18 protein-coding genes and 18 tRNA genes are annotated in these 21249 nt (G+C 43.7%); 21 read left to right on the top strand and 15 right to left on the bottom strand.

The features are described from left to right. The first annotated feature begins 7 nt into the window (after positions 1–7). The 21 genes from DPF90_RS13145 (at position 8) to DPF90_RS13045 (ending at position 5187) form a co-directional block, all read left to right on the top strand. Entirely contained in the window at positions 8–952 is a 945-nt protein-coding gene (locus DPF90_RS13145) for a ribose-phosphate pyrophosphokinase (protein WP_114786799.1), read from the top strand. Positions 953–1104: 152 nt separating this feature from the next. Beyond that, complete coding sequence (pth, locus tag DPF90_RS13140) at positions 1105–1695, top strand: aminoacyl-tRNA hydrolase (RefSeq protein WP_114786916.1); 591 nt, start codon at positions 1105–1107, stop codon at positions 1693–1695. Positions 1696–1705: 10 nt separating this feature from the next. Next, on the top strand, positions 1706–2797 hold the full coding sequence (gene ychF / locus DPF90_RS13135; RefSeq protein ID WP_114786798.1) for a redox-regulated ATPase YchF: 1092 nt from the start codon (positions 1706–1708) through the stop codon (positions 2795–2797). A gap of 268 nt (positions 2798–3065) precedes the next feature. Then, positions 3066–3142: transfer RNA gene (locus DPF90_RS13130), tRNA-Met, on the top strand. Positions 3143–3180: 38 nt separating this feature from the next. Continuing rightward, positions 3181–3265, top strand: a tRNA-Leu gene (locus tag DPF90_RS13125). A 32-nt stretch (positions 3266–3297) separates the two neighbouring features. Further along, positions 3298–3372 (top strand) — tRNA-Gln (locus DPF90_RS13120). A 79-nt stretch (positions 3373–3451) separates the two neighbouring features. Then, positions 3452–3528 (top strand) — tRNA-Met (locus DPF90_RS13115). Between the two features lie 47 nt (positions 3529–3575). Continuing rightward, a tRNA-Leu gene (locus tag DPF90_RS13110) sits at positions 3576–3660 on the top strand. A gap of 29 nt (positions 3661–3689) precedes the next feature. After that, positions 3690–3774: transfer RNA gene (locus DPF90_RS13105), tRNA-Leu, on the top strand. Between the two features lie 30 nt (positions 3775–3804). Then, positions 3805–3879, top strand: a tRNA-Gln gene (locus DPF90_RS13100). A 52-nt stretch (positions 3880–3931) separates the two neighbouring features. Next, positions 3932–4016, top strand: a tRNA-Leu gene (locus DPF90_RS13095). 30 nt (positions 4017–4046) lie between these two features. Next, positions 4047–4121: transfer RNA gene (locus DPF90_RS13090), tRNA-Gln, on the top strand. A gap of 52 nt (positions 4122–4173) precedes the next feature. Further along, positions 4174–4258 (top strand) — tRNA-Leu (locus DPF90_RS13085). 31 nt (positions 4259–4289) lie between these two features. Next, positions 4290–4364 (top strand) — tRNA-Gln (locus tag DPF90_RS13080). A 53-nt stretch (positions 4365–4417) separates the two neighbouring features. Further along, a tRNA-Leu gene (locus tag DPF90_RS13075) sits at positions 4418–4502 on the top strand. Between the two features lie 8 nt (positions 4503–4510). After that, positions 4511–4587: transfer RNA gene (locus tag DPF90_RS13070), tRNA-Met, on the top strand. A 47-nt stretch (positions 4588–4634) separates the two neighbouring features. Beyond that, a tRNA-Leu gene (locus tag DPF90_RS13065) sits at positions 4635–4719 on the top strand. A 30-nt stretch (positions 4720–4749) separates the two neighbouring features. Continuing rightward, positions 4750–4824: transfer RNA gene (locus DPF90_RS13060), tRNA-Gln, on the top strand. Positions 4825–4876: 52 nt separating this feature from the next. Next, positions 4877–4961: transfer RNA gene (locus DPF90_RS13055), tRNA-Leu, on the top strand. Between the two features lie 32 nt (positions 4962–4993). Then, positions 4994–5068 (top strand) — tRNA-Gln (locus DPF90_RS13050). A gap of 42 nt (positions 5069–5110) precedes the next feature. Further along, positions 5111–5187: transfer RNA gene (locus DPF90_RS13045), tRNA-Met, on the top strand. A gap of 129 nt (positions 5188–5316) precedes the next feature. Here the strand turns inward: DPF90_RS13045 and DPF90_RS13040 are convergent. From DPF90_RS13040 to DPF90_RS12970, 15 genes are all read right to left on the bottom strand, one after another. Then, on the bottom strand, positions 5317–6450 hold the full coding sequence (locus tag DPF90_RS13040) for a flagellin (protein ID WP_114786797.1): 1134 nt from the start codon (positions 6448–6450) through the stop codon (positions 5317–5319). 490 nt (positions 6451–6940) lie between these two features. Continuing rightward, positions 6941–8086: a flagellin gene (locus tag DPF90_RS13035; protein WP_114786796.1), complete on the bottom strand. Its 1146-nt coding sequence runs from the start codon at positions 8084–8086 to the stop codon at positions 6941–6943. Between the two features lie 370 nt (positions 8087–8456). Then, positions 8457–9650, bottom strand: a complete 1194-nt coding sequence (gene flgL, locus DPF90_RS13030) for a flagellar hook-associated protein FlgL (RefSeq protein ID WP_114786795.1) — start codon at positions 9648–9650, stop codon at positions 8457–8459. An 11-nt stretch (positions 9651–9661) separates the two neighbouring features. Continuing rightward, positions 9662–11536, bottom strand: coding sequence for a flagellar hook-associated protein FlgK (gene flgK / locus DPF90_RS13025; RefSeq protein ID WP_114786794.1), 1875 nt, complete (start codon positions 11534–11536; stop codon positions 9662–9664). Positions 11537–11738: 202 nt separating this feature from the next. Further along, positions 11739–12653 carry a flagellar assembly peptidoglycan hydrolase FlgJ gene (flgJ, locus tag DPF90_RS13020; protein ID WP_114786793.1) on the bottom strand — a complete coding sequence of 305 codons (915 nt, stop codon included), beginning with the start codon at positions 12651–12653 and terminating at the stop codon, positions 11739–11741. 8 nt (positions 12654–12661) lie between these two features. Continuing rightward, positions 12662–13753: a flagellar basal body P-ring protein FlgI gene (locus tag DPF90_RS13015; protein ID WP_114786792.1), complete on the bottom strand. Its 1092-nt coding sequence runs from the start codon at positions 13751–13753 to the stop codon at positions 12662–12664. A 52-nt stretch (positions 13754–13805) separates the two neighbouring features. Then, positions 13806–14585, bottom strand: a complete 780-nt coding sequence (gene flgH, locus DPF90_RS13010) for a flagellar basal body L-ring protein FlgH (protein ID WP_114786791.1) — start codon at positions 14583–14585, stop codon at positions 13806–13808. A gap of 24 nt (positions 14586–14609) precedes the next feature. After that, on the bottom strand, positions 14610–15398 hold the full coding sequence (gene flgG / locus DPF90_RS13005; protein WP_114786790.1) for a flagellar basal-body rod protein FlgG: 789 nt from the start codon (positions 15396–15398) through the stop codon (positions 14610–14612). A gap of 21 nt (positions 15399–15419) precedes the next feature. Further along, on the bottom strand, positions 15420–16169 hold the full coding sequence (locus tag DPF90_RS13000; protein WP_114786789.1) for a flagellar basal body rod protein FlgF: 750 nt from the start codon (positions 16167–16169) through the stop codon (positions 15420–15422). Between the two features lie 214 nt (positions 16170–16383). Further along, entirely contained in the window at positions 16384–17688 is a 1305-nt protein-coding gene (gene flgE, locus DPF90_RS12995; protein ID WP_114786788.1) for a flagellar hook protein FlgE, read from the bottom strand. A gap of 27 nt (positions 17689–17715) precedes the next feature. Then, complete coding sequence (gene flgD, locus DPF90_RS12990) at positions 17716–18426, bottom strand: flagellar hook assembly protein FlgD (RefSeq protein WP_114786787.1); 711 nt, start codon at positions 18424–18426, stop codon at positions 17716–17718. A 16-nt stretch (positions 18427–18442) separates the two neighbouring features. Beyond that, the gene (flgC, locus tag DPF90_RS12985) at positions 18443–18859 is read right to left on the bottom strand and encodes a flagellar basal body rod protein FlgC (protein WP_114786786.1); all 417 of its coding nucleotides are present in this window, start codon (positions 18857–18859) and stop codon (positions 18443–18445) included. Positions 18860–18863: 4 nt separating this feature from the next. After that, positions 18864–19259, bottom strand: a complete 396-nt coding sequence (gene flgB, locus DPF90_RS12980) for a flagellar basal body rod protein FlgB (protein ID WP_114786785.1) — start codon at positions 19257–19259, stop codon at positions 18864–18866. 222 nt (positions 19260–19481) lie between these two features. Next, positions 19482–20309: a protein-glutamate O-methyltransferase gene (locus DPF90_RS12975; protein ID WP_114786784.1), complete on the bottom strand. Its 828-nt coding sequence runs from the start codon at positions 20307–20309 to the stop codon at positions 19482–19484. Positions 20310–20319: 10 nt separating this feature from the next. Then, positions 20320–21246, bottom strand: a complete 927-nt coding sequence (locus DPF90_RS12970) for a chemotaxis protein CheV (protein WP_114786783.1) — start codon at positions 21244–21246, stop codon at positions 20320–20322. Positions 21247–21249 lie beyond the last annotated feature (3 nt).

Genomic DNA, 21249 nt, shown 5'->3' with positions numbered 1-21249 from the left:
TTCTACCGTGCCTGATATGAAGCTATTTGCTGGTAACGCTACACCTGAACTAGCCCAACGTATTGCTGATCGTCTCTACATCTCCCTTGGTGATGCAACTGTTTCTCGTTTTTCTGATGGCGAAGTCGCTGTTCAAATCAACGAAAATGTACGTGGTAGTGATGTTTTCATCATCCAATCCACCTGCGCACCAACTAACGATAACCTAATGGAATTGGTCGTGATGATTGATGCAATGCGCCGCGCTTCTGCGGGCCGTATTACAGCAGTTATCCCTTATTTTGGCTATGCTCGCCAAGACCGCCGAGTTCGCTCTGCACGTGTACCTATTACTGCCAAAGTCGTCGCTGACTTTTTGTCGAACGTTGGTGTTGACCGTGTACTTACCATCGACCTACACGCTGAGCAGATTCAAGGTTTCTTTGATGTTCCAGTAGATAACATCTTTGGTACACCTGTTCTTCTGGATGACATGGAAGCACGAGGACTCGAGAACCCTGTTGTCGTATCACCAGACCTTGGTGGTGTGGTTAGGGCACGTGCGACGGCGAAAGCACTAGGCGATATTGATATCGCGATTGTTGATAAGCGTCGTCCTCGTGCAAACGTATCTGAAGTCATGAACTTGATTGGTGACGTCGAAAACCGAGACTGCGTGATTGTTGACGATATGATCGACACAGGTGGCACCTTGTGTAAAGCAGCAGAGGCGCTCAAAGAGCGCGGTGCTAAACGAGTTTTCGCCTACGCCACTCATGCTGTTTTCTCTGGTAATGCCCATCAAAACATCAAAAATTCAGTGCTAGACCAAGTCATAGTCACTGACTCAGTGACGCTATCAAAAGAAATGCAAGCGACAGGTAAAGTCACCACACTAAGTCTATCTCGTATGCTTGCAGAAGCGATTCGCCGTATCAGCAATGAAGAATCAATCTCAGCAATGTTCAATTAAGTCAAATTGAACACAACAGAGAATGTACTAAAACACCTCCCATAGAGGTGTTTTATTTTTCATATTCACACCAGATAAACGGATACCTCGCCCAGACGAATATTTCTGTGTTATCATACCGCGCTTTTAAGATGCCAACAGAGATCTTTACCGTGAGCCAATCAATTAAACTTCTTGTCGGACTCGCTAACCCTGGCCCTGAATATTCTAAAACTCGACACAACGCAGGGGCTTGGGTCGTTGAAGAGCTGGCGCGCGCCCATAACATCATACTCAAAAATGAACCCAAGTTTTTTGGTATGACAGGCCGCCTAATCATTCATGGACAAGATCTCCGTTTACTCATCCCGACCACATTTATGAATTTATCAGGTAAATCGATTGCCGCTTTGGCCAAGTTCTACCAAATAAAACCTGAAGAAATCATGGTTGCGCACGATGAGCTGGATTTACCTCCAGGTATCGCTAAGTTTAAAAAAGGTGGCGGCCATGGCGGGCACAACGGCCTGCGCGACACCATAAGTAAATTGGGTAATTGCAAAGATTTTTACCGCCTCAGGATAGGTATTGGCCATCCAGGGCACAAAGACAAAGTAGCGGGCTTTGTATTGGGTAAGGCACCAGTTAAAGAGCAAGAACTCCTTGACGCTGCGACTGACGAAGCAGTACGTAGCTTGGATATACTACTCAAGGACGGCTTAGCAAAAGCACAAAACCGCCTACACACGTTCAAAGCAGAATAAGGTTATTATCATGGGTTTTAAATGTGGCATCGTTGGTTTACCAAACGTAGGTAAATCAACTCTGTTTAACGCACTAACTAAAGCTGGAATCGAAGCAGCTAACTTTCCATTCTGTACAATCGAGCCAAATACTGGCGTCGTTCCTGTACCAGACTTGCGACTTGACGCCCTAGCGAACATAGTTAACCCGCAAAAAATCATCCCGACCACTATGGAGTTTGTGGATATTGCAGGGCTGGTTGCTGGCGCTTCAAGAGGTGAAGGTTTGGGCAATAAGTTTCTTGCTAACATTAGAGAAACCGATGCAATTGGTCACGTAGTACGTTGTTTTGAAAATGAAAATATCGTCCATGTAGCAGGGAAAGTTTCGCCAATTGAAGACATTGAAGTCATCAACCTTGAATTAGCTATGGCAGACTTAGATTCATGTGAGCGAGCCATCCAACGCAACGCTAAAAAAGCAAAAGGCGGTGATAAGGATGCCAAGTTCGAATTAGTCGTTCTAGAAAAGCTTCTACCCGTACTAACAGAAGGCGGAATGGCTCGAACTGTCGAGCTAGCAAAAGAGGAGCTTGCAGCAATTGGATACCTCAATTTTCTGACTCTCAAACCAACCATGTACATTGCCAATGTCAATGAAGATGGATTCGAAGATAACCCATATCTTGATGCTGTACGTGAATTTGCCGCAAAAGAAAACAATGTAGTGGTGCCGGTTTGCGCAGCAATAGAATCTGAATTATCAGAGCTTGAAGACGAAGACAGAGAAGAGTTTCTAGCAGACATGGGCATTGAAGAGCCTGGGTTAAACCGGGTAATTCGTTCAGGTTATGAGCTTTTGACTCTACATACTTACTTTACTGCTGGCGTAAAAGAAGTCAGAGCATGGACTATTCCAGTTGGTGCTACCGCTCCTCAAGCAGCTGGTAAGATTCATACCGACTTTGAAAAAGGGTTTATTCGCGCTGAAGTCGTTGGCTACGAGGACTATATTCAATACCAGGGTGAAAGTGGTGCAAAAGATGCGGGTAAATGGCGTTTGGAAGGCAAAGATTACATCGTCAAAGATGGTGACGTAGTGCATTTCCGCTTCAATGTGTAATTTCCGCGCAAGTCATTGACAATAAAAGCCAGCCGCTTGGTTGGCTTTATTTTTTCACTTGAGTAATCAAATAAATAAACTTGGTAAATGTTCTTCATTTTACCCTCACTTTTTACTCATTAACGCGGCTCTTTGTTTAAAAAGAAACCGAACAGTTGATTTCACGGCATTTATTCAAAAAAACTATTGACGGCTTTGCTTCAACTTCGCATAATGCGCGCCGTTCCCAACAATAAACTAAGTTATTGAAGAGAACAAAATATGGTATGGCTACGTAGCTCAGCTGGTTAGAGCACATCACTCATAATGATGGGGTCACAGGTTCAAATCCCGTCGTAGCCACCATTCCTAAAAGCTTTATTCTAAAGTATTTAGGAATAGATGCGGAAGTGGCGGAATTGGTAGACGCACCAGATTTAGGTTCTGGCGCCGCAAGGTGTGAGAGTTCAAGTCTCTCCTTCCGCACCATAAATTTGTTAGCTATTTCAGTTAACTCATGTAGGTCTATCGCCAAGTGGTAAGGCAACGGGTTTTGATCCCGTCATTCCCTGGTTCGAATCCAGGTAGACCTGCCAATTATTTAAAGTGTTGAGCCTTTTAGAAAAAGGGCTTGTCACTAGGAGCGCGAACGTTTATATTGTCACGCTCACGAGTGGCTACGTAGCTCAGCTGGTTAGAGCACATCACTCATAATGATGGGGTCACAGGTTCGAATCCCGTCGTAGCCACCATTTATTTTGACTATTAGCTTTGGTTATTGGTCCTGTAGAATCAAGACGCGGAAGTGGCGGAATTGGTAGACGCACCAGATTTAGGTTCTGGCGCCGCAAGGTGTGAGAGTTCAAGTCTCTCCTTCCGCACCATCTTGAGATATTCTACAAATACAATTTATGCGGAAGTGGCGGAATTGGTAGACGCACCAGATTTAGGTTCTGGCGCCGCAAGGTGTGAGAGTTCAAGTCTCTCCTTCCGCACCATAGATTGTTAACTATTGCAGTTAACCCTGCAGGTCTATCGCCAAGTGGTAAGGCAACGGGTTTTGATCCCGTCATTCCCTGGTTCGAATCCAGGTAGACCTGCCATATATAATATCAGTCAGATTCACCAATTATCTGGCCGATTACAAAATTAGTTGCGGAAGTGGCGGAATTGGTAGACGCACCAGATTTAGGTTCTGGCGCCGCAAGGTGTGAGAGTTCAAGTCTCTCCTTCCGCACCATAGATTGTTAACTATTGCAGTTAACCCTGCAGGTCTATCGCCAAGTGGTAAGGCAACGGGTTTTGATCCCGTCATTCCCTGGTTCGAATCCAGGTAGACCTGCCATATACAATATCAGTCAGAATCACCAATTATCTGGCCGGTTACAAAATTAGTTGCGGAAGTGGCGGAATTGGTAGACGCACCAGATTTAGGTTCTGGCGCCGCAAGGTGTGAGAGTTCAAGTCTCTCCTTCCGCACCATATATTTGTTAACTATTGCAGTTAACCCTGCAGGTCTATCGCCAAGTGGTAAGGCAACGGGTTTTGATCCCGTCATTCCCTGGTTCGAATCCAGGTAGACCTGCCATATACAATATCCAGTCAGATCCACCAATTGTCTGGCCGATTACAGAATTAGTTGCGGAAGTGGCGGAATTGGTAGACGCACCAGATTTAGGTTCTGGCGCCGCAAGGTGTGAGAGTTCAAGTCTCTCCTTCCGCACCATAATTTATGGCTACGTAGCTCAGCTGGTTAGAGCACATCACTCATAATGATGGGGTCACAGGTTCGAATCCCGTCGTAGCCACCATTTATTTTGACTATTAGCCTTGGCTATTGGTCCTGTAGAATCAAGATGCGGAAGTGGCGGAATTGGTAGACGCACCAGATTTAGGTTCTGGCGCCGCAAGGTGTGAGAGTTCAAGTCTCTCCTTCCGCACCATAAATTGTTAACTATTGCAGTTAACCCTGCAGGTCTATCGCCAAGTGGTAAGGCAACGGGTTTTGATCCCGTCATTCCCTGGTTCGAATCCAGGTAGACCTGCCATATACAATATCAGTCAGATACACCAATTATCTGGCCGATTACAGAATTAGTTGCGGAAGTGGCGGAATTGGTAGACGCACCAGATTTAGGTTCTGGCGCCGCAAGGTGTGAGAGTTCAAGTCTCTCCTTCCGCACCATAAATTTGTTAGCTACTTCAGTTAACTCATGTAGGTCTATCGCCAAGTGGTAAGGCAACGGGTTTTGATCCCGTCATTCCCTGGTTCGAATCCAGGTAGACCTGCCATACTCTTCTCATTCAGATGTAAACCAAATATCTGTTCACAATGGCTACGTAGCTCAGCTGGTTAGAGCACATCACTCATAATGATGGGGTCACAGGTTCAAATCCCGTCGTAGCCACCATTTTCTATCATATCTTTGATTTTCTAGCCAAGCCTGTACTAAGTGACTGGCAACAAGATATAAAAAATCCAGCTATCGCTGGATTTTTGTTTAAAGTCATGACTTTCTATTTGCTAATACATCACTTTCTTAGCCTAGAAGCCCCAACGCTGAGTTGGGCGCTTGCTTTGCCTGTGCAAGAACAGAACTCGATGCCTGAGTAAGGATCTGAGATTTAGTTAATGCAGTGGTTTCTTTGGCAAAATCTGTGTCTTTGATCCGGCTCTTAGACGCATTTACATTTTCGTTAATGTTATCTAAGTTACTGATCGCATGGCTGAAACGGTTTTGGAATGCACCAAGTTCAGCTCGGTGACTATCGACAAACTGCAGTGCAGTATCAACAATCGCCACTGCTTCTTGGGCACCAGCTACTGAGGTAATATCCACGGTATCAACCGTTACTGCGTCAGCGGCACCAAAGTTAAGTTCACCAGCTAATGAGCCACCAAATGTCAGATCACCATCCACTTTATTGTTTCCAGCGAATATCTGGATATTACCATCATCCCCAACCGAGGCTTTAACCATATCATTTTGACCATTGATATAGGTTGCCAGTTCCTCAATATCATCACCTTCTTTAGCATTAATGGTAATGTTTTGGGCCTCACCAAAGACGTCGGTGAAAGCAATGGTCAGCTCATTAGCCGCAGCATCAACTCCCCAATCTTTATCTTTTGCCTCAGCCGCTACATAAATACTACCGCCCATCATCCTATTATCACTACGTAGGTTTTCGAGCGTGAGCATCACAGCCTCACCGTTATCTGCACCGATTTGGAAAGATCGAGTTGCATAAGTACCGTTGAGAAGTTTATTACCACCAAAAGATGTTGTCTCCGCAATACGGTTCAATTCATCATTTAGTGCCGTTACCTCCTCTTGCAAAGCGATCCGTTCAGACTTGGAGTTCGAACCGTTAGCTGACTGTAGGGAAAGATCTCGCATTCGCTGCAGAATGTTGGTCGTTTCATTCATTGCACCTTCAGCTGTTTGTGTAATGGATATGCCGTCGTTGGCATTTCGTACCGCCACATCAAGCCCCCTACTTTGGGAAGCCAAGCGATTCGAAATCTGCATACCAGCTGCGTCATCCTTAGCACTGTTAATTTTAAACCCTGAAGATAATCGCTCCATCGAGGTTTGTTGGGCAGCCGACGCGCTATTCAAATAGCGTTGTGCCGTCATAGCCGCAACGTTAGTGTTTACATTAACCGCCATAGTGGTTACTCCTATTGATTTTCCGTAGACCGGAAGTTTCGAAAGGTTTCCGACGTCTCGGTAAACCAAGTTCTCTCAAAGTACCCTTATTAACGACGCAGAAATAATTTACTTTAGAACAAAATATAAAATTCCTTTATGTGACCTAGGAAAACATAAATAGGTTGATCGGGCTTGCAAATATTGAATCGTGAGCTAAAGATTTAACGCTATTGGTCGGTGGGGGGAGAAACGACACTGTGGAATCTATCCAGAAAGTTGAAGATAAAGCACTGATAAAAAAAGAAAAGCCCCTTTCCTTTGAGAGAACCGGGGCTATTGTGGTCGCCATTGTGGAGATCGAGAGAAATGATCACAGCCTGGCTTCCGTATGCATTGACTTTAAGTGAATAGAGCGAGTGTGAGAGAGCTCTTAATACTTAGAAGTCCATGCTTGCCGGAACATCTTCACTAATCCACGTCTGGATACTGCTAGTGAAGATATTCACTACTACTGCAATAACGAGATTGCAGAGTTTGGCAACTGTTTTGCTTGAGCAAGTATTGATGTACCTGCCTGTTGCAATATCTGTGCTTTGGTTAACGCGGTTGTTTCCTTAGCAAAGTCAGTGTCTTTGATTCGGCTATTTGATGCCGCTACGTTTTCTTGAATATTGGCTAAGTTGTTAATACTATGGCTTAGTCGGTTTTGCTTCGCACCCAAGTCAGCACGTTGAGAATCAATATATCTAAGCGCCGAATCGACAATCCCCACCGCATTTTGTGCGCCACCAGCCGTTGTGACATCAATATCTCTAACTGTGGTCAACTGGCCTGGGCCACCACTTAAACCAACCTCGGTAGCAAGAGCACCAGAAATATTTAAGTTACCTTCAATGTGTGGCTCTGCGACAAAAACCTGCAACCGACCATCTTGGTCAACCGAAGCACTTATTTTGTCTGTTTGACCATTAATATAAGTAGCTAATTCTTCGATATCATCGCCTTCTTTAGCAAGAATATCTAAGGTAATGGCCTCACCAGCTTTGGTTGTAAACTCAAACTTGATATCTCTTGCCGTAGCTGGCACGCCCCAGTTTTTGTCTTTACCTTTCAATGGATCTGCAATGAATGACTGGCCTCCCATTCTAGGTTCATCAGCGCGGATACTGGTTAGGCCCATAATAATGGCTTCACCAGAACTTGCGCCTATTTGGAAAGCTGACTCTCCAAATGAACCATTCAGAAGTTTACGTCCACCGAAAGATGTAGTTTCCGCGATACGGTTCAATTCATCTTGCAATGCCAATACTTCTTCATTTAGAGCGATACGTTCAGAGAGTGAGTTGGTACCGTTTGCCGATTGTAGTGACAAGTCACGAATCCGCTGCAGAACAATGGTTGATTCGTTCATGGCACCCTCTGCTGTCTGCGAAATCGAGATACCATCATTAGCATTACGCATCGCCACATCTAGGCCACGGCTTTGTGCTGTCAAACGGTTAGATATTTGTAGACCGGCCGCATCGTCTTTCGCACTGTTGATTCGGTGCCCAGATGAAAGTCTTTCCATCGAGGTGTTCAAGTCATTCGTCGACTTAGTTAAGTAACGTTGGGCGGTCATCGCCGATACGTTAGTATTTACATTAATGGTCATAGTCTGCTCTCCTATTGAGTTCGCAAGTACTTGCGAAGCGGCCAGCTTAATCTCAGTTGGAAGCACTGACCGTAGATGACTTGCTAAGTAGGCAACACCCACTTAAAACCTGCTAGTTAAACTCTTGCTTACAAGAATACAAGTAGTGTGCCAACTTTAAATAATCAATAGAAAAATGATTTTCACAATATTTTTCAATATGTTATCGTAAACTCACATAGGTTATTCCCTAACGAGGTTTGCCGATAACCCCTTGCGGCAAACTTCTTGCCGCATCTTTGCCACTTGGTTGCCACTGGTTCAAACAATGTTCTGACCAAGAAGTAATATCTTACTTCGCACATACGGCAAAGCTCGTATGGCAGTAAAGCTAGATATAGTTAAATAGTGTTAATTCTTTGGTTTTTCCGAAGGCTTTATGAGATGCCTGAAGCGCTCTAGAGTTTTCATTAAACTCAATAACAGCATCAGCGTAGTCTAGGTCCTCAAAAGTACTCTTCGATTTGGCCAACGTAAGTTTAAAATCTTCGTGCTGCTCTTCTTGAATATCTAAAGTACTCAAGCGAGCCCCTACATCTGTCCTTGCTTCATTAAGATGGATAAATCCAGCATGAAATTCTTCGGTAACTTGATGTAACTTCGCCGTATTCGATGCATCAGAGACAGAGCCTTCCGATAGCAACATTGCTTTCTTGAAGGTATCAAAGATGCTGTAGGTTTTTCTCGGAACGAGTGTTATTGCATCACCCTTTGTAATTTGTCCCTTTATTTGTATGGTGATATCTTCAAATCTCACACCGGTCACCGGATTGAATGTATCCGCGCTGACCACAGCTCCGTCTCGCTCAAGTTGGTAGCCAAAATTTCCATCAGGCATATCGACAAAGGTTACTTTATAGACTGACTGATCATCTCTATTAAAATTGGTCGCTCGCTCTAGCAACAACTCAGAGGCTTCATTTAATTCATACTCTGGTTCGAAGTCGCCCAGTGGGTTATCAATCTCCATAAAGAGTTTGCTACCAGGGTCGTTTATCGGGATTTCTAAGCTATTAGAAACCTTCATCTTGCGTTGGTAATCATCACCCGCGTAAGAAATATTTCCATCTCTATCACGAAAGAATGGTTGGTTTTTAGGCTTGGTTCCCGCAAAGATATAGTTGCCAATTTCGTCTTGTACGTTAGACAAATTTAGAAAGTTGTTCGCCAGCTCCTGCAACTCACGTCGTTTGGCAAGCCGATCTTCAGGAGCCAAAGAACCGTTGATCATTTCCATGACAGTACGCTTGGCTTCATCGGCATATTGTTCAGCGTTTGCAATAATCACTTCGTGATGCTCAAGGCGATTTCGACTTAGGACAATGGCATCCGTAAACTGACGTAGTTGCTCATTCTGTTGACCGATGTTTTGAATGTAATGAGTCGCCAGTGGCTCATCACTTGCCGTTAATAACTTCTTACCCGACGCTAATTGGGCTTGATTATGATGTATTTTGGACTCTTGGCGACGGATATCATTCTGTACGGCCTCATAGTTATGGAAGCTAGAAATTCGGGTCATCATTTATCGGCCTCCTATCTCAACGCCAATATGGCGTTAAAAGTATCATTGGAAGCCTGCATGATACGTGAAGAAGCCATGTATATTTGCTGAAATTTCATCATATTGGCCGCCTCTTCATCGAGATTCACACCCGAAATAGTGGCTATGCGTTCTTGCGCCGTCTCTTTCTCTAATCGCGATACATCAGTTAGACGTGAAGCGGTAGACATTTTCAGCCCGACATCCGTATTCAGGTTATGATAGAGGTCTAATACTGTAGATTCACCATCATTCAAATGCTTTTTAGTCTGAATATCCTGCATATTCAGAAGGTTGCCGTTATCACCTTCAGAGGGGACAAGGTTTGCCGTAAACTTATCATTAGGTAATGCTCCCGGCGTAATTGCGAACGAAGTACCTAACACGGTAACAGGACCAGACGGCGGATAAGGCTGAGGTGCTAAGAGAATATTTCCGTCCGTATCAGTAACAGCGAACTGCTGGCCATTAGGTGAGATAATGACCTCAAATTCGCGTAAATCACCAGCATTAACGATGAAAAACTCTGCACTACCTTGAGCAAAGGTAGTCGATGCTTCATAGCTTTGTGCTGCAATTTCCGAAGGATCATTAGTCTCCATTTTAATTTGTGCTGCCGCGTTTCGAGTCGGCCTGATTAGCACTCTTTCTCCGGCTTGAAGGCCATTTTTTATATCAATCCGTATCCCATCTATAGCGATTGAGTTACCTATGACAGGCACTATGGATTGCTGTCCATTTGGACGAGTAATGTAATAGTCGCCATCTGTATATTGAAGCGAATATTCTCCTCCGATTAAGCGGCTAAGGTCTTCAATATACACTTCGATATCTGCAGTAGAGTTTGATGATGTCACCACTCGGGATTTAGCCACTACTTGAGAGTTGACATCGGTAAACATCAAGCCGCCAATATTGCCTCGTAAGTCCAATCCCTGAGATTGAAGTTGGTTAATATCATGAGAAAAAGCCGTCGTCATCCTTCCCAATTCATCCATCAAGTAAGGGATTTTCTCATCACGCATTGATAACATGGCGCCAATTTTGCCATCAATATCCCTTGTCGTGATTGCTTTAAGTCCTTTCCCTTCAATCATCGCTAATCTGTGCTGATGGACATCAGGATAGCCATCGATCATCGTTAGCTGACTTGCTTCAGTGCCTGATACTAAGGTATGACCGTTACCAATATGAACGTTAAAGCCTTCGGCATTTTTTCTTGGTGTCACCGTCACTTTTGTATATTCAGAAAGCTCTGCAATGAGCTTTTCGTGAGTATCCATAAGATCATTGTGAGGGCCAGGAGTTCGCATCATCAAACGATGCATATCCCTTATCTCTATGGCCAATTGGTTTACACGCTCGATAGCAAGGTCCAGCTTTTTGTTCGCGATATCTGATTGCAAACGCACTGTCTCATGAAAGTCATTGAGGTTTTGAGTAATCAGATCGGCTTTTTCGAGTACTACTTTTCGAGCACCCACATCATTGGGGCTATCAGCTAATGATTTAACCGCATCAAACCATTCATTAAGGTTTTCGGGTATTTTTTTCGAAGCAACAGAGTCTAGCATGCTAGATAGCATTTCTAAGTTTTCTTCGTCATCAACTCTATTGGCATGGTTAGTGGTAGAAAGATTCAGTTCATTAACGGCAAATTGATCCCAAGAGCGGCGAACTTTATCCACATGAACACCCATACCATAGGTTTCCCCACCGTATTGATGCGGCATGTTCGTGCCTTGTATGACCGACTGGCGATTATAACCCTTTGTATTAACATTAGAGATATTGTGTCCAGTGGTGTTAAGTTGTCTCTGAGCCGTAAGTACGCTTTGCGCACCAAGGTTCAGTAGATCAGATGCCATGTCGCCCCCCAGTAAAACCTTAAAAGCAGTACAACTGAATATCTTAACTGATTATTTAGCAATATACGTGCCAAGTGGCGGGATGCGGGATGCGGGATGCGGGATGCGGGATGCGGCAACCTTATCGATAACATCGATAAATAGAGGTCAAAAATAATGACTGTTGCCGTTTTTACTAGTGATTTCTATGCTGAATGAGTAATTACATCTGTTCAATTTGAGCTTTGACTTTCAATACTTTGTCAGCATATTCAGGGTCTGTGGCATAACCAGCTTGATGAATTCCTCTAATAAAACTCTCATTGTTCCCTTGGTGACGCAGAGCTGAATTATATCGAGGGTTATCGTTCAAAAATTGGACATAATCGTTAAAGCTATCTTCAAAGCTCGAGTATGACCTAAATGCCGCATTTTCTTTCACCGGAATACCTTGATGATATTCGAGCGTTTGAGTTGCGACTTTATCGCCAGTCCATCGTTTATCAGCTTTAATGTTAAATAAGTTATGACTACTTCCACGAGTATTAGCAATGACTTTTTCCCCCCAGCCTGTTTCAAGAGCGGCTTGGGCCAATATCAGAGAAGAATCCACGCCCAGAGCTCGAGCAGCTCTTTCCGCATAGGGCTTCATTGTATTTACAAAGGACTGAGGAGAGTCGAACGGCTGGGAACTTGCTATCTCTGAACGCTCGATAGGAACAGAGCTTGAAACCGGCTTAGGCTGACGAATATTATCAATCTTTCTCATCATAGCCTCAAAATTGACTTCACGAGCTTTTGCATTGGGGTTTTCAACTGAACCAGAAGACAACTGAGCAACAATCATATCAGCTAAACCAAGAGAACCAGAAGAACTCAGCTCACTCGCCATTTGCTCATCCATCATTTGACGGTAAAACTGTTGATTTTGACTATCCATTAACCCAGATTCAAAAGTTGAGTTAGCATCTCTCATTGACTTAAGTAGCATGGTTGTAAAGATCGACTCAAATTGCTTAGCTGCAGCACTTAGCGCTTCTTTTTCTCTATTTTCATCGCCATCAACCGCTTTCTGACGAAGTTTATCAAGGCTCGCAATGTCATGGATAAACCCAATATCCTTACCATTATTAATCATAACGACTCCTAAATAACGATCAGTTGACCTTCAATAGCACCGGCCTGCTTCAATGCTTGTAAAATAGCCATTAAGTCGGAAGGTGCTGCGCCAACCTCATTGACTGCTCGTACAAGGTCGTCAAGTGTTAACCCAGGTTCAAATTTAAACATCTTCCCTTGCTTTTCTGTCACTTCGATATCTGTGTCTGGCGTAACGACTGTCTCTCCACCACCAAATGCATTGGGCTGACTGACATTAAGATTCTCTTTTATTGCAACCGTCATACCACCATGGGTCACTGCAGCAGGTTTTAAACGGACATGCTTTCCGACCACTATAGTACCGGTGCGAGAATTCACTATGATTTTTGCTGATCCTTCAGCAGGGTCGAATTCCAGATTCTCTATTGCAGACAGAAACGATACTCTTTGTGATATATCTCTGGGTGCGCGCACTTTGACTGAGGTGGCATCAATGGGTTGAGCCATCTGAGGCCCCAAAAAATTGTTAACGGCATCAGCCATACGCTGAGCAGTAGTAAAATCTGATTCGAGCAAGTTAAAGGTGATGTAATCACCACGGCCAAATGGAGAGGGAATTTCCCGTTCGACTATCGCTCCATTTGATATCATACCTGCGGTCGGGTTGTTACCAACAATCTTTGAACCATCTGCACCTGTAGCACTAAAGCCACTAACAACAAGATTTCCTTGAGCAACGGCATAAACTTGCCCATCGACCCCTTTAAGCATCGTCTGCATCAGGGTTCCACCGCGCAAGCTTTTTGCAGCACCAATAGAAGTGACAGTAACATCTATTGTTTGCCCCTGTTTGGCAAAAGCTGCTAGCTCTGCGGTAACAATTACGGCTGCAACGTTTTTGGATTTAGGCTTAGTGCCCGCAGGAAGCTGGATACCAAAATTCTCCAACATGGCATTAAAACTTTGGTCTGTGAAAGGTGTGGATTCGCCCGTTCCTGGCAATCCAGTCACTAATCCGTATCCGACTAATTGGTTTGCTCGCACCCCAGCCACTTGAGAAATATCTTTGATCCTCGCGGCACTAGCTTGTGTTGCCACCATAGTTATGCTGGTTAATAGTAGTAATAATATTTTCATCAGATTACCTTCACTCGATACCCTAGCGCCAAAACGTCGACATTAGATGACTCTACAAAGCGACATTAAAGAATCGTGCCAAGAATCCAGGTTCTTGCATATCTTGCTGAGTGCCCGTACCAGAGTATTGGATTCGAGCATTAGAAATACGATTGGAAGCTATGGTATTTTCACGTGAAATATCATCAGGCCTTATTGTGCCACTAAGTCTAATGTATTCATCACCCGTATTGAGCGAAAGCCACTTCTCTCCTCTAATGATCAAATTACCATTCGCGAGGACTTCAATCACTTCTACTGTAATTGAACCTGATATACTGTTGCTTTGATTCGCTGCAGCACTACCACTGAATGAATTGTCATTACTCAAATTATAGGAAAAGTTATAATCGCCAATATTAAGTTGTTGCCCACCGACCTCGAGCGGATCCATTGAAGCATCATTGTTTTTAGACAAGTCTGCATCAGCACTTTTTGCTGCTTTAGTATTCTCATCTAATGTTACCGTAATGATATCACCAATACCTCTGGGTTTAGAATCATCGTACAAGCTAGATGTGCGGCCAACGTTGAATAAAGATCCTGTTTCTGCCGCATAATGCTCTGGTTGATGTTTAGGGTGAATAGGTGCCCACGCAGGATCGCCTGCGACGGGATCAGTTCGACCACGTAATGTATCAATAATGCCTGAGCTTTCATCTTCTGATTTATCACCTTCAACCGCATCCACCGTCGTTGTCCCCTGAACAATGTCAGAAGTCTCTATCGGGGGTTGTAACATAGAGCAACCTGATAATAAGGCTAATGTAATAATCGTCAGTATACGGCTCATAATAATTTTCCTATTACCCTAAAGTTACAATTGCTGATTAACAAAACTCATCATTTTATCCACGGCTGAAATGACTTTAGAGTTCATTTCATAGACACGCTGAGCTTCTATCATGTTAACCAATTCCTCTGTAACATTGACATTAGAGGTTTCAAGCATAGATTGACGAAGATCGCCAAAGCCATCAAAGCCCGGCACTCCTTCTTGAGGATCACCACTCGCTCCAGTTGGCAGATACAAATTTTGACCAATAGGCTCAAGCCCACCAGGATTAATGAAATCAACAGTCGTTATTTGCCCCAACACTTGGTTGTCTTGTTGACCTCGAATGCGAACTGACACTTCACCGTCGGTGCCAACGGTTATACTGATAGCATCCTCGGGTATGGCAATCTCTGGTTCCAGAGGATACCCCGCTCCAGAGGTGACAATCACCCCCTCGTCATTGACGGTGAATTGACCATTACGGCTATATCCAATGTTGCCATCTGGCATAAGAATCTGGAAGAATCCATCACCTTCGATCATCATATCCAAGCTGTTATTGGTCGTTTGTGTGTTTCCCTGTGTATGGACTTTCTGCGTAGCAACCACCTTGGAACCCGCGCCTAACATTAAACCACTTGGTAACTCAGTATTTTGTGAAGACTGCCCTCCAGGCTGGTTGATATTTTGGTAAAACAAATCTTCAAATACCGCTCTGCTTTTTTTATACCCAACCGTGGAAGCGTTTGCCAAGTTGTTTGAAATGGTCTGTATATTGGTTTGCTGAGCGTCTAAGCCAGTCTTACTTACCCATAGTGCCGGATGCATAATTCTCTCCTAATCCTTTGGTTAGCTCATACGAAGCAAAGAGTTTGAAGCTTTGTCCATATCTTCCGCTGTACTCATCATTTTGACCTGCATTTCGAACTGACGCTGAAGGTCAATAAGATTGGTCATTTCCCCGATTGCATTAACGTTACTGCCTTCCAGAGCTCCAGTCAGCAGTTTAACATTGGCATCTGTCTCATATTCAGCATTTGGGTCTTTGGAGCGAAATACTCCATTAACATCTTTATATAAGGAACGATTATTAGTGCTGGTTAGCTTAATGCGATCAACAATCTCTATAGCATCTGCTGGAGCTCCTTGAGGGACAACAGAAATCGTACCATCACTGCCCACTTCAATTTTGCTCACTGGAATAGGGACAGTAATGGGAGCCCCTGTCTCACCAAGTACTAGGTTGCCGCCCCCAGTAGTAAGCAAGCCATTAACATCAATATTCAGATTGCCGTTTCGAGTCAATCCCTCTTTACCCATGCTGTCTAGAACGGCAATCCAACCTTGATTTTGGATAGTCACGTCTAAGTCTCGGCCCGTAGTAATGACACTACCTTGTTGAAAGTTATGCCCTGGACGCTCTGTCATGCTAAATACTCGGCTTGGCATACCTTCACCATACGCTTGCATGGAACGAGCTTGCGCAAGATCTGACCTAAAGCCTGTTGTGCCGACATTTGCCAAGTTGTTGGCTCTAAGCTGCATTGCTTGCATATTTTGCTTAGCGCCACTCATGGCAAGAAACAGTGCGCGATCCATAATTTACTCCAACAATCATCATTCACTTAACTAAAGAAAGGCAAGTTTCGAGCCAAGTTTTAGTTAGCCTTTTATTAGGTAGTTAGAGTTATTCGAAAACAAAAGGAGAGCTAAAGATGAATAAAATTGCCGGAGGTGGCAAAAAGTGAGCTGGCGTTTGCCACCAGCTCGAACTAATTTTTTAATCAATGATTTAAAGTTATTACAAATTAAACTAGCGAATTTGTAGGATATTTTGTTGGGTTTGATTGTGGACTTCCAAGGAGCGAGAGTTCGCTTGAAAGTTTCTTTGCGCAGTTATCAAATCAACCAATTCTTGAGTCATATCAATATTAGATTGCTCCAAAGTACCACTGGAGATACTACCAAATGATCCTTTATTAGACTCACCCCAGATTTTATCACCAGAAAACTGTGTTGCATCCCACTGAGTACTGCCTTTTTTATCAAGGCCTTGCTCATTCGCTACACGAACTAAAGCGACCCGTCCTAAAATAATATTCTCGCCATTTGAATAGGTACCAAGAACACTGCCGTTTTCATCAAAATCAACTTTGGTCAAAAAACCAGTTGTCGCACCATCTTCATCAAATTTAGTTAACTCAAATGGGGCGGCAAATTGTGTCGCATCTTTTAGTCCAAATGCTAAGATTTGAGTTTCATCTGCGCCATTTAAGTTAACTGGGTTCGCCCCTGTTCCTAAAGCTTCAGTGACTATATCTTGACCATTGTTCAAACTTGCCAAAGTACCATCATTGTTAAACTTAAGCGTGTGCCCAATTTGGCCTGTTGGCGACGTCGTATCACCACCAACAATATTGATGGGTTTTTCTCCATCAGTGTCTGTCACTGTATAGTAAGTCAGCCATGTATTAGGTTGAGTGGCATCTTTAAGATAATATGACGTCAGCTTATACGATTGTCCCATCGAATCGTAGATAGACGAAGAAGTGGAACGGTTATAAGTTTCAGGATCTGTGATATCAAATAAAGCGGGATCTTTCAAAGGAGCGCCTGCTGGTAGGTTAAAACCAACCTCAATGTTTGCAGTCTGCTTGGGCTTACCAAATTCTTTAGGAATATTGATAGCTGATGCTTCGTATGATAATACATCGCCCGTATCTTTATTAACTTGATAGCCTAGCAAAAACTCATCGTTTGCCGTAACCATGTAATTATTTTTGTTTAAATGAAACGATCCGTTCCTTGTCAGCTCGTTTGTAGATGGCTGCAGGCGATCTTTAGCAACAGAGAAAAAACCTGTACCTGAGATCCTAAGATCCATAGGGTTGTTGGTATAAATACTTGAACCCTCATGAAACTGCTGGGCAACTTTTGCTGCCTGCACACCTTGGCCCGGTGTCGTTTTCGCATGAGTGAACAGTGAATTCGAATATACATCGCCAAATTCCGCGCGAGACTCTTTAAAGCCATAGGTTGCGGTGTTGGCAATGTTATTACTGGTTGTATTCAGATCTAACTGAGCTGCGGATAAACCGCTTAATGCAACATAAGACATTCCAAATCTCCTATCTAGCTAGCGTTGCTACGCCTTTCCAACTTCTAGTACTTCAGCAAGTCGAACTGGCGATTCAAAGCCAGCCAGATTGAGTAGTACGTTTCCATCACCTTTTCCAAGCAGGACACTATTTACATTAGCGTAAGTCGACACTTCGAACTCTTTCGCCTGCCCGTCTAGCAAACCCGATGCTTTCACATTGTATTTGCCAGCCGGCAATGGATTACCGTTTTGATCTTTACCATCCCAAACAACACGACTATCACCGCCTGGCTTAGATCCTACATCAAACGTTCGGATCAATTGCCCCATTTGGTTTTCTACTCTCACCATCAAACTATCGACAGCTTGAGGGAGTTTAACCATAGCAGCCATTTGGCCATCACCGGTTTTTACTCCAGTAGAGCCTGGGATAAGTACATCTCGTCCAACAAGTGATGATGCCTGAAGCGCTTGGTTTGATGTCATCGAAGAATTCAGCGTTTCAAACTGATTATTCATTTTGCCGATACCATCTACCGTCGCGAATGAGGCCATCTGTGCAATCATTTGGTCATTGCTAACCGGCTTAAACGGATCTTGTTGTGACAGCTGCTTAGTGAGCAAAGATAAGAAATCTTCTTGCTTTAGATCTTGCTTACCTGTTGTCTCATCTGGTTTGCTTTTGTCTTGAAGCTGTTTAAGCTGATCAACATAGGACAAGCCACTTTGACCAACATTGTTAATGTCTCCGGCCATTTGTTACCTCCTATCCTTATTGACCCATCTGCAGCGTACGCAGCAGCATTTGTTTACTTGCATCTGCTACTTGAACGTTCGTTTGATATGAACGAGAAGCAGATATCATATTCGCCATTTCTTCCATCACATTGACATTGGGTTTGTAGATAAAACCGTCGTCATTAGCCAAAGGATGTTCAGGGTTATACTCAGCATCAAGTGGCTTGTTACTCTCAACAATACCTAAGACTTGAACTGGCACTGTATCTTCACGACCGTATTTGGCTTTGCTGAGTTCGGCTCCAAACACCGCGTGACGAGCTTTGTATGTGTCTTTAGCCGAACTAGAGACACTGTCGGCGTTCGCCAAGTTACTCGAAGTAGTATTTAGACGAACAGACTCAGCACTCATCGCAGATCCTGTCACATTGAATACATTAAATAAGCTCATCTAATTACTCCCCTTTGATAGCCTTGGTTAAGTTCCTGAATTTACTACCCAAGAAATCCAGCGAAGCTTGGTGTCTGATTTGATTTTGCATAAACAAATTACGTTCCAAATCAACATCCACCGTATTTCCATCACCCGTATCAGGTTGTGTAGGAAGTCGGTATAACATTTCCCCTGTCACTTGAGTAGAGGCAGGAATATGCCGACCATCAGTACGACTAAGTCCGATACTTGCCCCTGATGTTGCCGCCTGCAATGCCCTTTGAAAGTCCATACCTTTCGATTTAAAGCCAGGTGTGTTGGCTTGAGCAATATTGGTGGATATCACCTCTGCATTGCGAGCGCGTACACCAACCGTATGTTGGTGGATACCTAATGCGTTATTGAAAGATATAGCCATGTTAACCTCTACAAAAAGAACTGACCGATACTATTAGAATTAAAAGCAATTAATATACCAACTTTGCACTTAACCTAATTTCCTTGTTCACAAACATAGGAGCAATTTACGCACCAAGTTTCTTTATAGATAACCAATTGTGAGTATAGCTTCCGCTTTGGAACTCGATAAACGTATAAAGCCCAGCACACTATGCTGGGCTTTATCTACTAGCTGTTGGCTCTATTTGAGCTTATAAATGATCCCTGGGTTGCACCTAACCATTTCGAAACAGTCCGTTAAACCCGTTAACGATTCGGAAGCACCTAGTAATAGGTGCCCGCCAGGGTTCAAACTAGCAGCCATTTGGTTTAGGACTTGGGATTTCATCTCTGGAGAGAAATAGATGAGTACGTTGCGACAAAAAATAATGTCAAACTTACCAAGCAACGAATAGCTTTCCATTAAGTTTTGAGGACGGAAATTGACCAAACGCTTGACATTGTCCTTAACCTTCATCCGACCATCACCTGCGTCTTCAAAAAAGTTTTTACGTCGCTCTGGAGATAAACCACGACCCAAGGCTAGGTTGTCGTATATTCCAGCACGGCACATGTCCAACATACTGGCTGATATATCGGTTGCCGTAACCGACACATTCGGTATCAATCCTGGTTTTCGTTGTTGAGTTTCAAGAATAGTCATGGCCATAGAATATGGTTCTTGTCCGGAAGAGCTTGCCGCAGACCAAATTTTTATAGGTCTTTTATTCTCAGCAGCTTCAGGCAAGAGTTTATTCGCCAGTACTTCGAAAGGATAAGTATCACGAAACCAGAGTGTTTCGTTGGTTGTCATAGCGTCAACCGCTGCAACTCGAAGATCTCTGTTGCGTCCAGACACTACGTCGCTGAGCAAATCAGACAAAGAACTTAACTTAAATTTAGTAACTAGTGGGCTGAGACGGCTTCTTACTAGATATTGTTTGCTGTCACCCAATACGATACCACATTGAGATTCGAGGAAACGGCTGAAGTCACGATATTCTTGATCGCTTATAGTTATTGCTGTCATTTATTTCTCTTTAATCAGTAAGCGCAGTTTTCACCGCATTACCAAGCTCATCAGGGTTGAATTTCGCAATGAAGGCATTTGCTCCAACACGTTCGACCATGGCTTGGTTAAAAACACCACTGAGTGATGAGTGAAGAATAACATACAAGTCTTTCAGATCCGGATTACGTCGTACTTCCGCTGTCAACGTATAACCGTCCATTTCTGGCATCTCGATATCTGAAATGACAAGTGAAATTTGTTCGTAAATACTCCCTTCGGCAGCCATTTCAACCAATTTGTCATAGGCTTCCTTGCCGTCTTTGGCCGATACGACCTCAAACCCGATAGAGACAACTGCACGCTCTACCTGTTTACGTGCCACGGTAGAATCATCAGCAATAAGTATACGTCGAACTACCTCTTTTTCCGACTGTACTTGCGCAATTTCATCACCGATTGTTGAATCCATTGTCTCATCAATGGGAGCGATCTCCATCAATATTTTCTCAACATCGAGGATTTCTACAAGCTCATTATCAATATTCGTGACTGCTGTTAAATAGTTACCCTTACCTGACCCATCAGGAGGAGGCAATATCGCTTCCCAGTGCATGTTGATAATGCGCTCTACAGATGTAACTAAAAAGGCCTGTATGGTTCGGTTGAATTCAGCAATAACAACAAACGCCTTCTCGACATCTTCTGTCGGTCTCCCACCTATGGCAAGACTCATATCTATGACGGAAACGGTTTGCCCTCTAATGTGGGCCACCCCTTTAACAAGGTGGTGCAAATTGGGCATCATAGTTAGTGTTGGGCACTGCAGCACTTCTTTCACTTTAAAAACATTAATGCCGTAGCGTTGACGTCCCATCAAGCGAAATGTTAAAAGTTCCAATCGGTTTTGACCCACGAGTTGCGTGCGCTGATTCACCGAATCAAGAATACCCGACATAAG

Origin of the sequence: Vibrio tetraodonis, from assembly GCF_003350295.1 — a bacterium.
In the GTDB taxonomy this organism is placed as follows: domain Bacteria; phylum Pseudomonadota; class Gammaproteobacteria; order Enterobacterales; family Vibrionaceae; genus Vibrio; species Vibrio tetraodonis.
The sequence above is the reverse complement of the archived record's forward strand: the minus strand, read 5'-3'. Positions and strand labels throughout refer to the sequence as shown.

What these genes read in the sequence shown, in the direction of transcription:
- ychF (WP_114786798.1), top strand. Translation starts at nt 1,706, where the DNA reads ATGGGTTTTAAATGTGGCATCGTTGGTTTACCAAACGTAGGTAAATCA.
- DPF90_RS13040 (WP_114786797.1), bottom strand. Translation starts at nt 6,450, where the DNA reads ATGGCGGTTAATGTAAACACTAACGTTGCGGCTATGACGGCACAACGC.
- DPF90_RS13035 (WP_114786796.1), bottom strand. Translation starts at nt 8,086, where the DNA reads ATGACCATTAATGTAAATACTAACGTATCGGCGATGACCGCCCAACGT.
- flgL (WP_114786795.1), bottom strand. Translation starts at nt 9,650, where the DNA reads ATGATGACCCGAATTTCTAGCTTCCATAACTATGAGGCCGTACAGAAT.
- flgK (WP_114786794.1), bottom strand. Translation starts at nt 11,536, where the DNA reads ATGGCATCTGATCTACTGAACCTTGGTGCGCAAAGCGTACTTACGGCT.
- flgJ (WP_114786793.1), bottom strand. Translation starts at nt 12,653, where the DNA reads ATGATTAATAATGGTAAGGATATTGGGTTTATCCATGACATTGCGAGC.
- DPF90_RS13015 (WP_114786792.1), bottom strand. Translation starts at nt 13,753, where the DNA reads ATGAAAATATTATTACTACTATTAACCAGCATAACTATGGTGGCAACA.
- flgH (WP_114786791.1), bottom strand. Translation starts at nt 14,585, where the DNA reads ATGAGCCGTATACTGACGATTATTACATTAGCCTTATTATCAGGTTGC.
- flgG (WP_114786790.1), bottom strand. Translation starts at nt 15,398, where the DNA reads ATGCATCCGGCACTATGGGTAAGTAAGACTGGCTTAGACGCTCAGCAA.
- DPF90_RS13000 (WP_114786789.1), bottom strand. Translation starts at nt 16,169, where the DNA reads ATGGATCGCGCACTGTTTCTTGCCATGAGTGGCGCTAAGCAAAATATG.
- flgE (WP_114786788.1), bottom strand. Translation starts at nt 17,688, where the DNA reads ATGTCTTATGTTGCATTAAGCGGTTTATCCGCAGCTCAGTTAGATCTG.
- flgD (WP_114786787.1), bottom strand. Translation starts at nt 18,426, where the DNA reads ATGGCCGGAGACATTAACAATGTTGGTCAAAGTGGCTTGTCCTATGTT.
- flgC (WP_114786786.1), bottom strand. Translation starts at nt 18,859, where the DNA reads ATGAGCTTATTTAATGTATTCAATGTGACAGGATCTGCGATGAGTGCT.
- flgB (WP_114786785.1), bottom strand. Translation starts at nt 19,259, where the DNA reads ATGGCTATATCTTTCAATAACGCATTAGGTATCCACCAACATACGGTT.
- DPF90_RS12975 (WP_114786784.1), bottom strand. Translation starts at nt 20,309, where the DNA reads ATGACAGCAATAACTATAAGCGATCAAGAATATCGTGACTTCAGCCGT.
- DPF90_RS12970 (WP_114786783.1), bottom strand. Translation starts at nt 21,246, where the DNA reads ATGTCGGGTATTCTTGATTCGGTGAATCAGCGCACGCAACTCGTGGGT.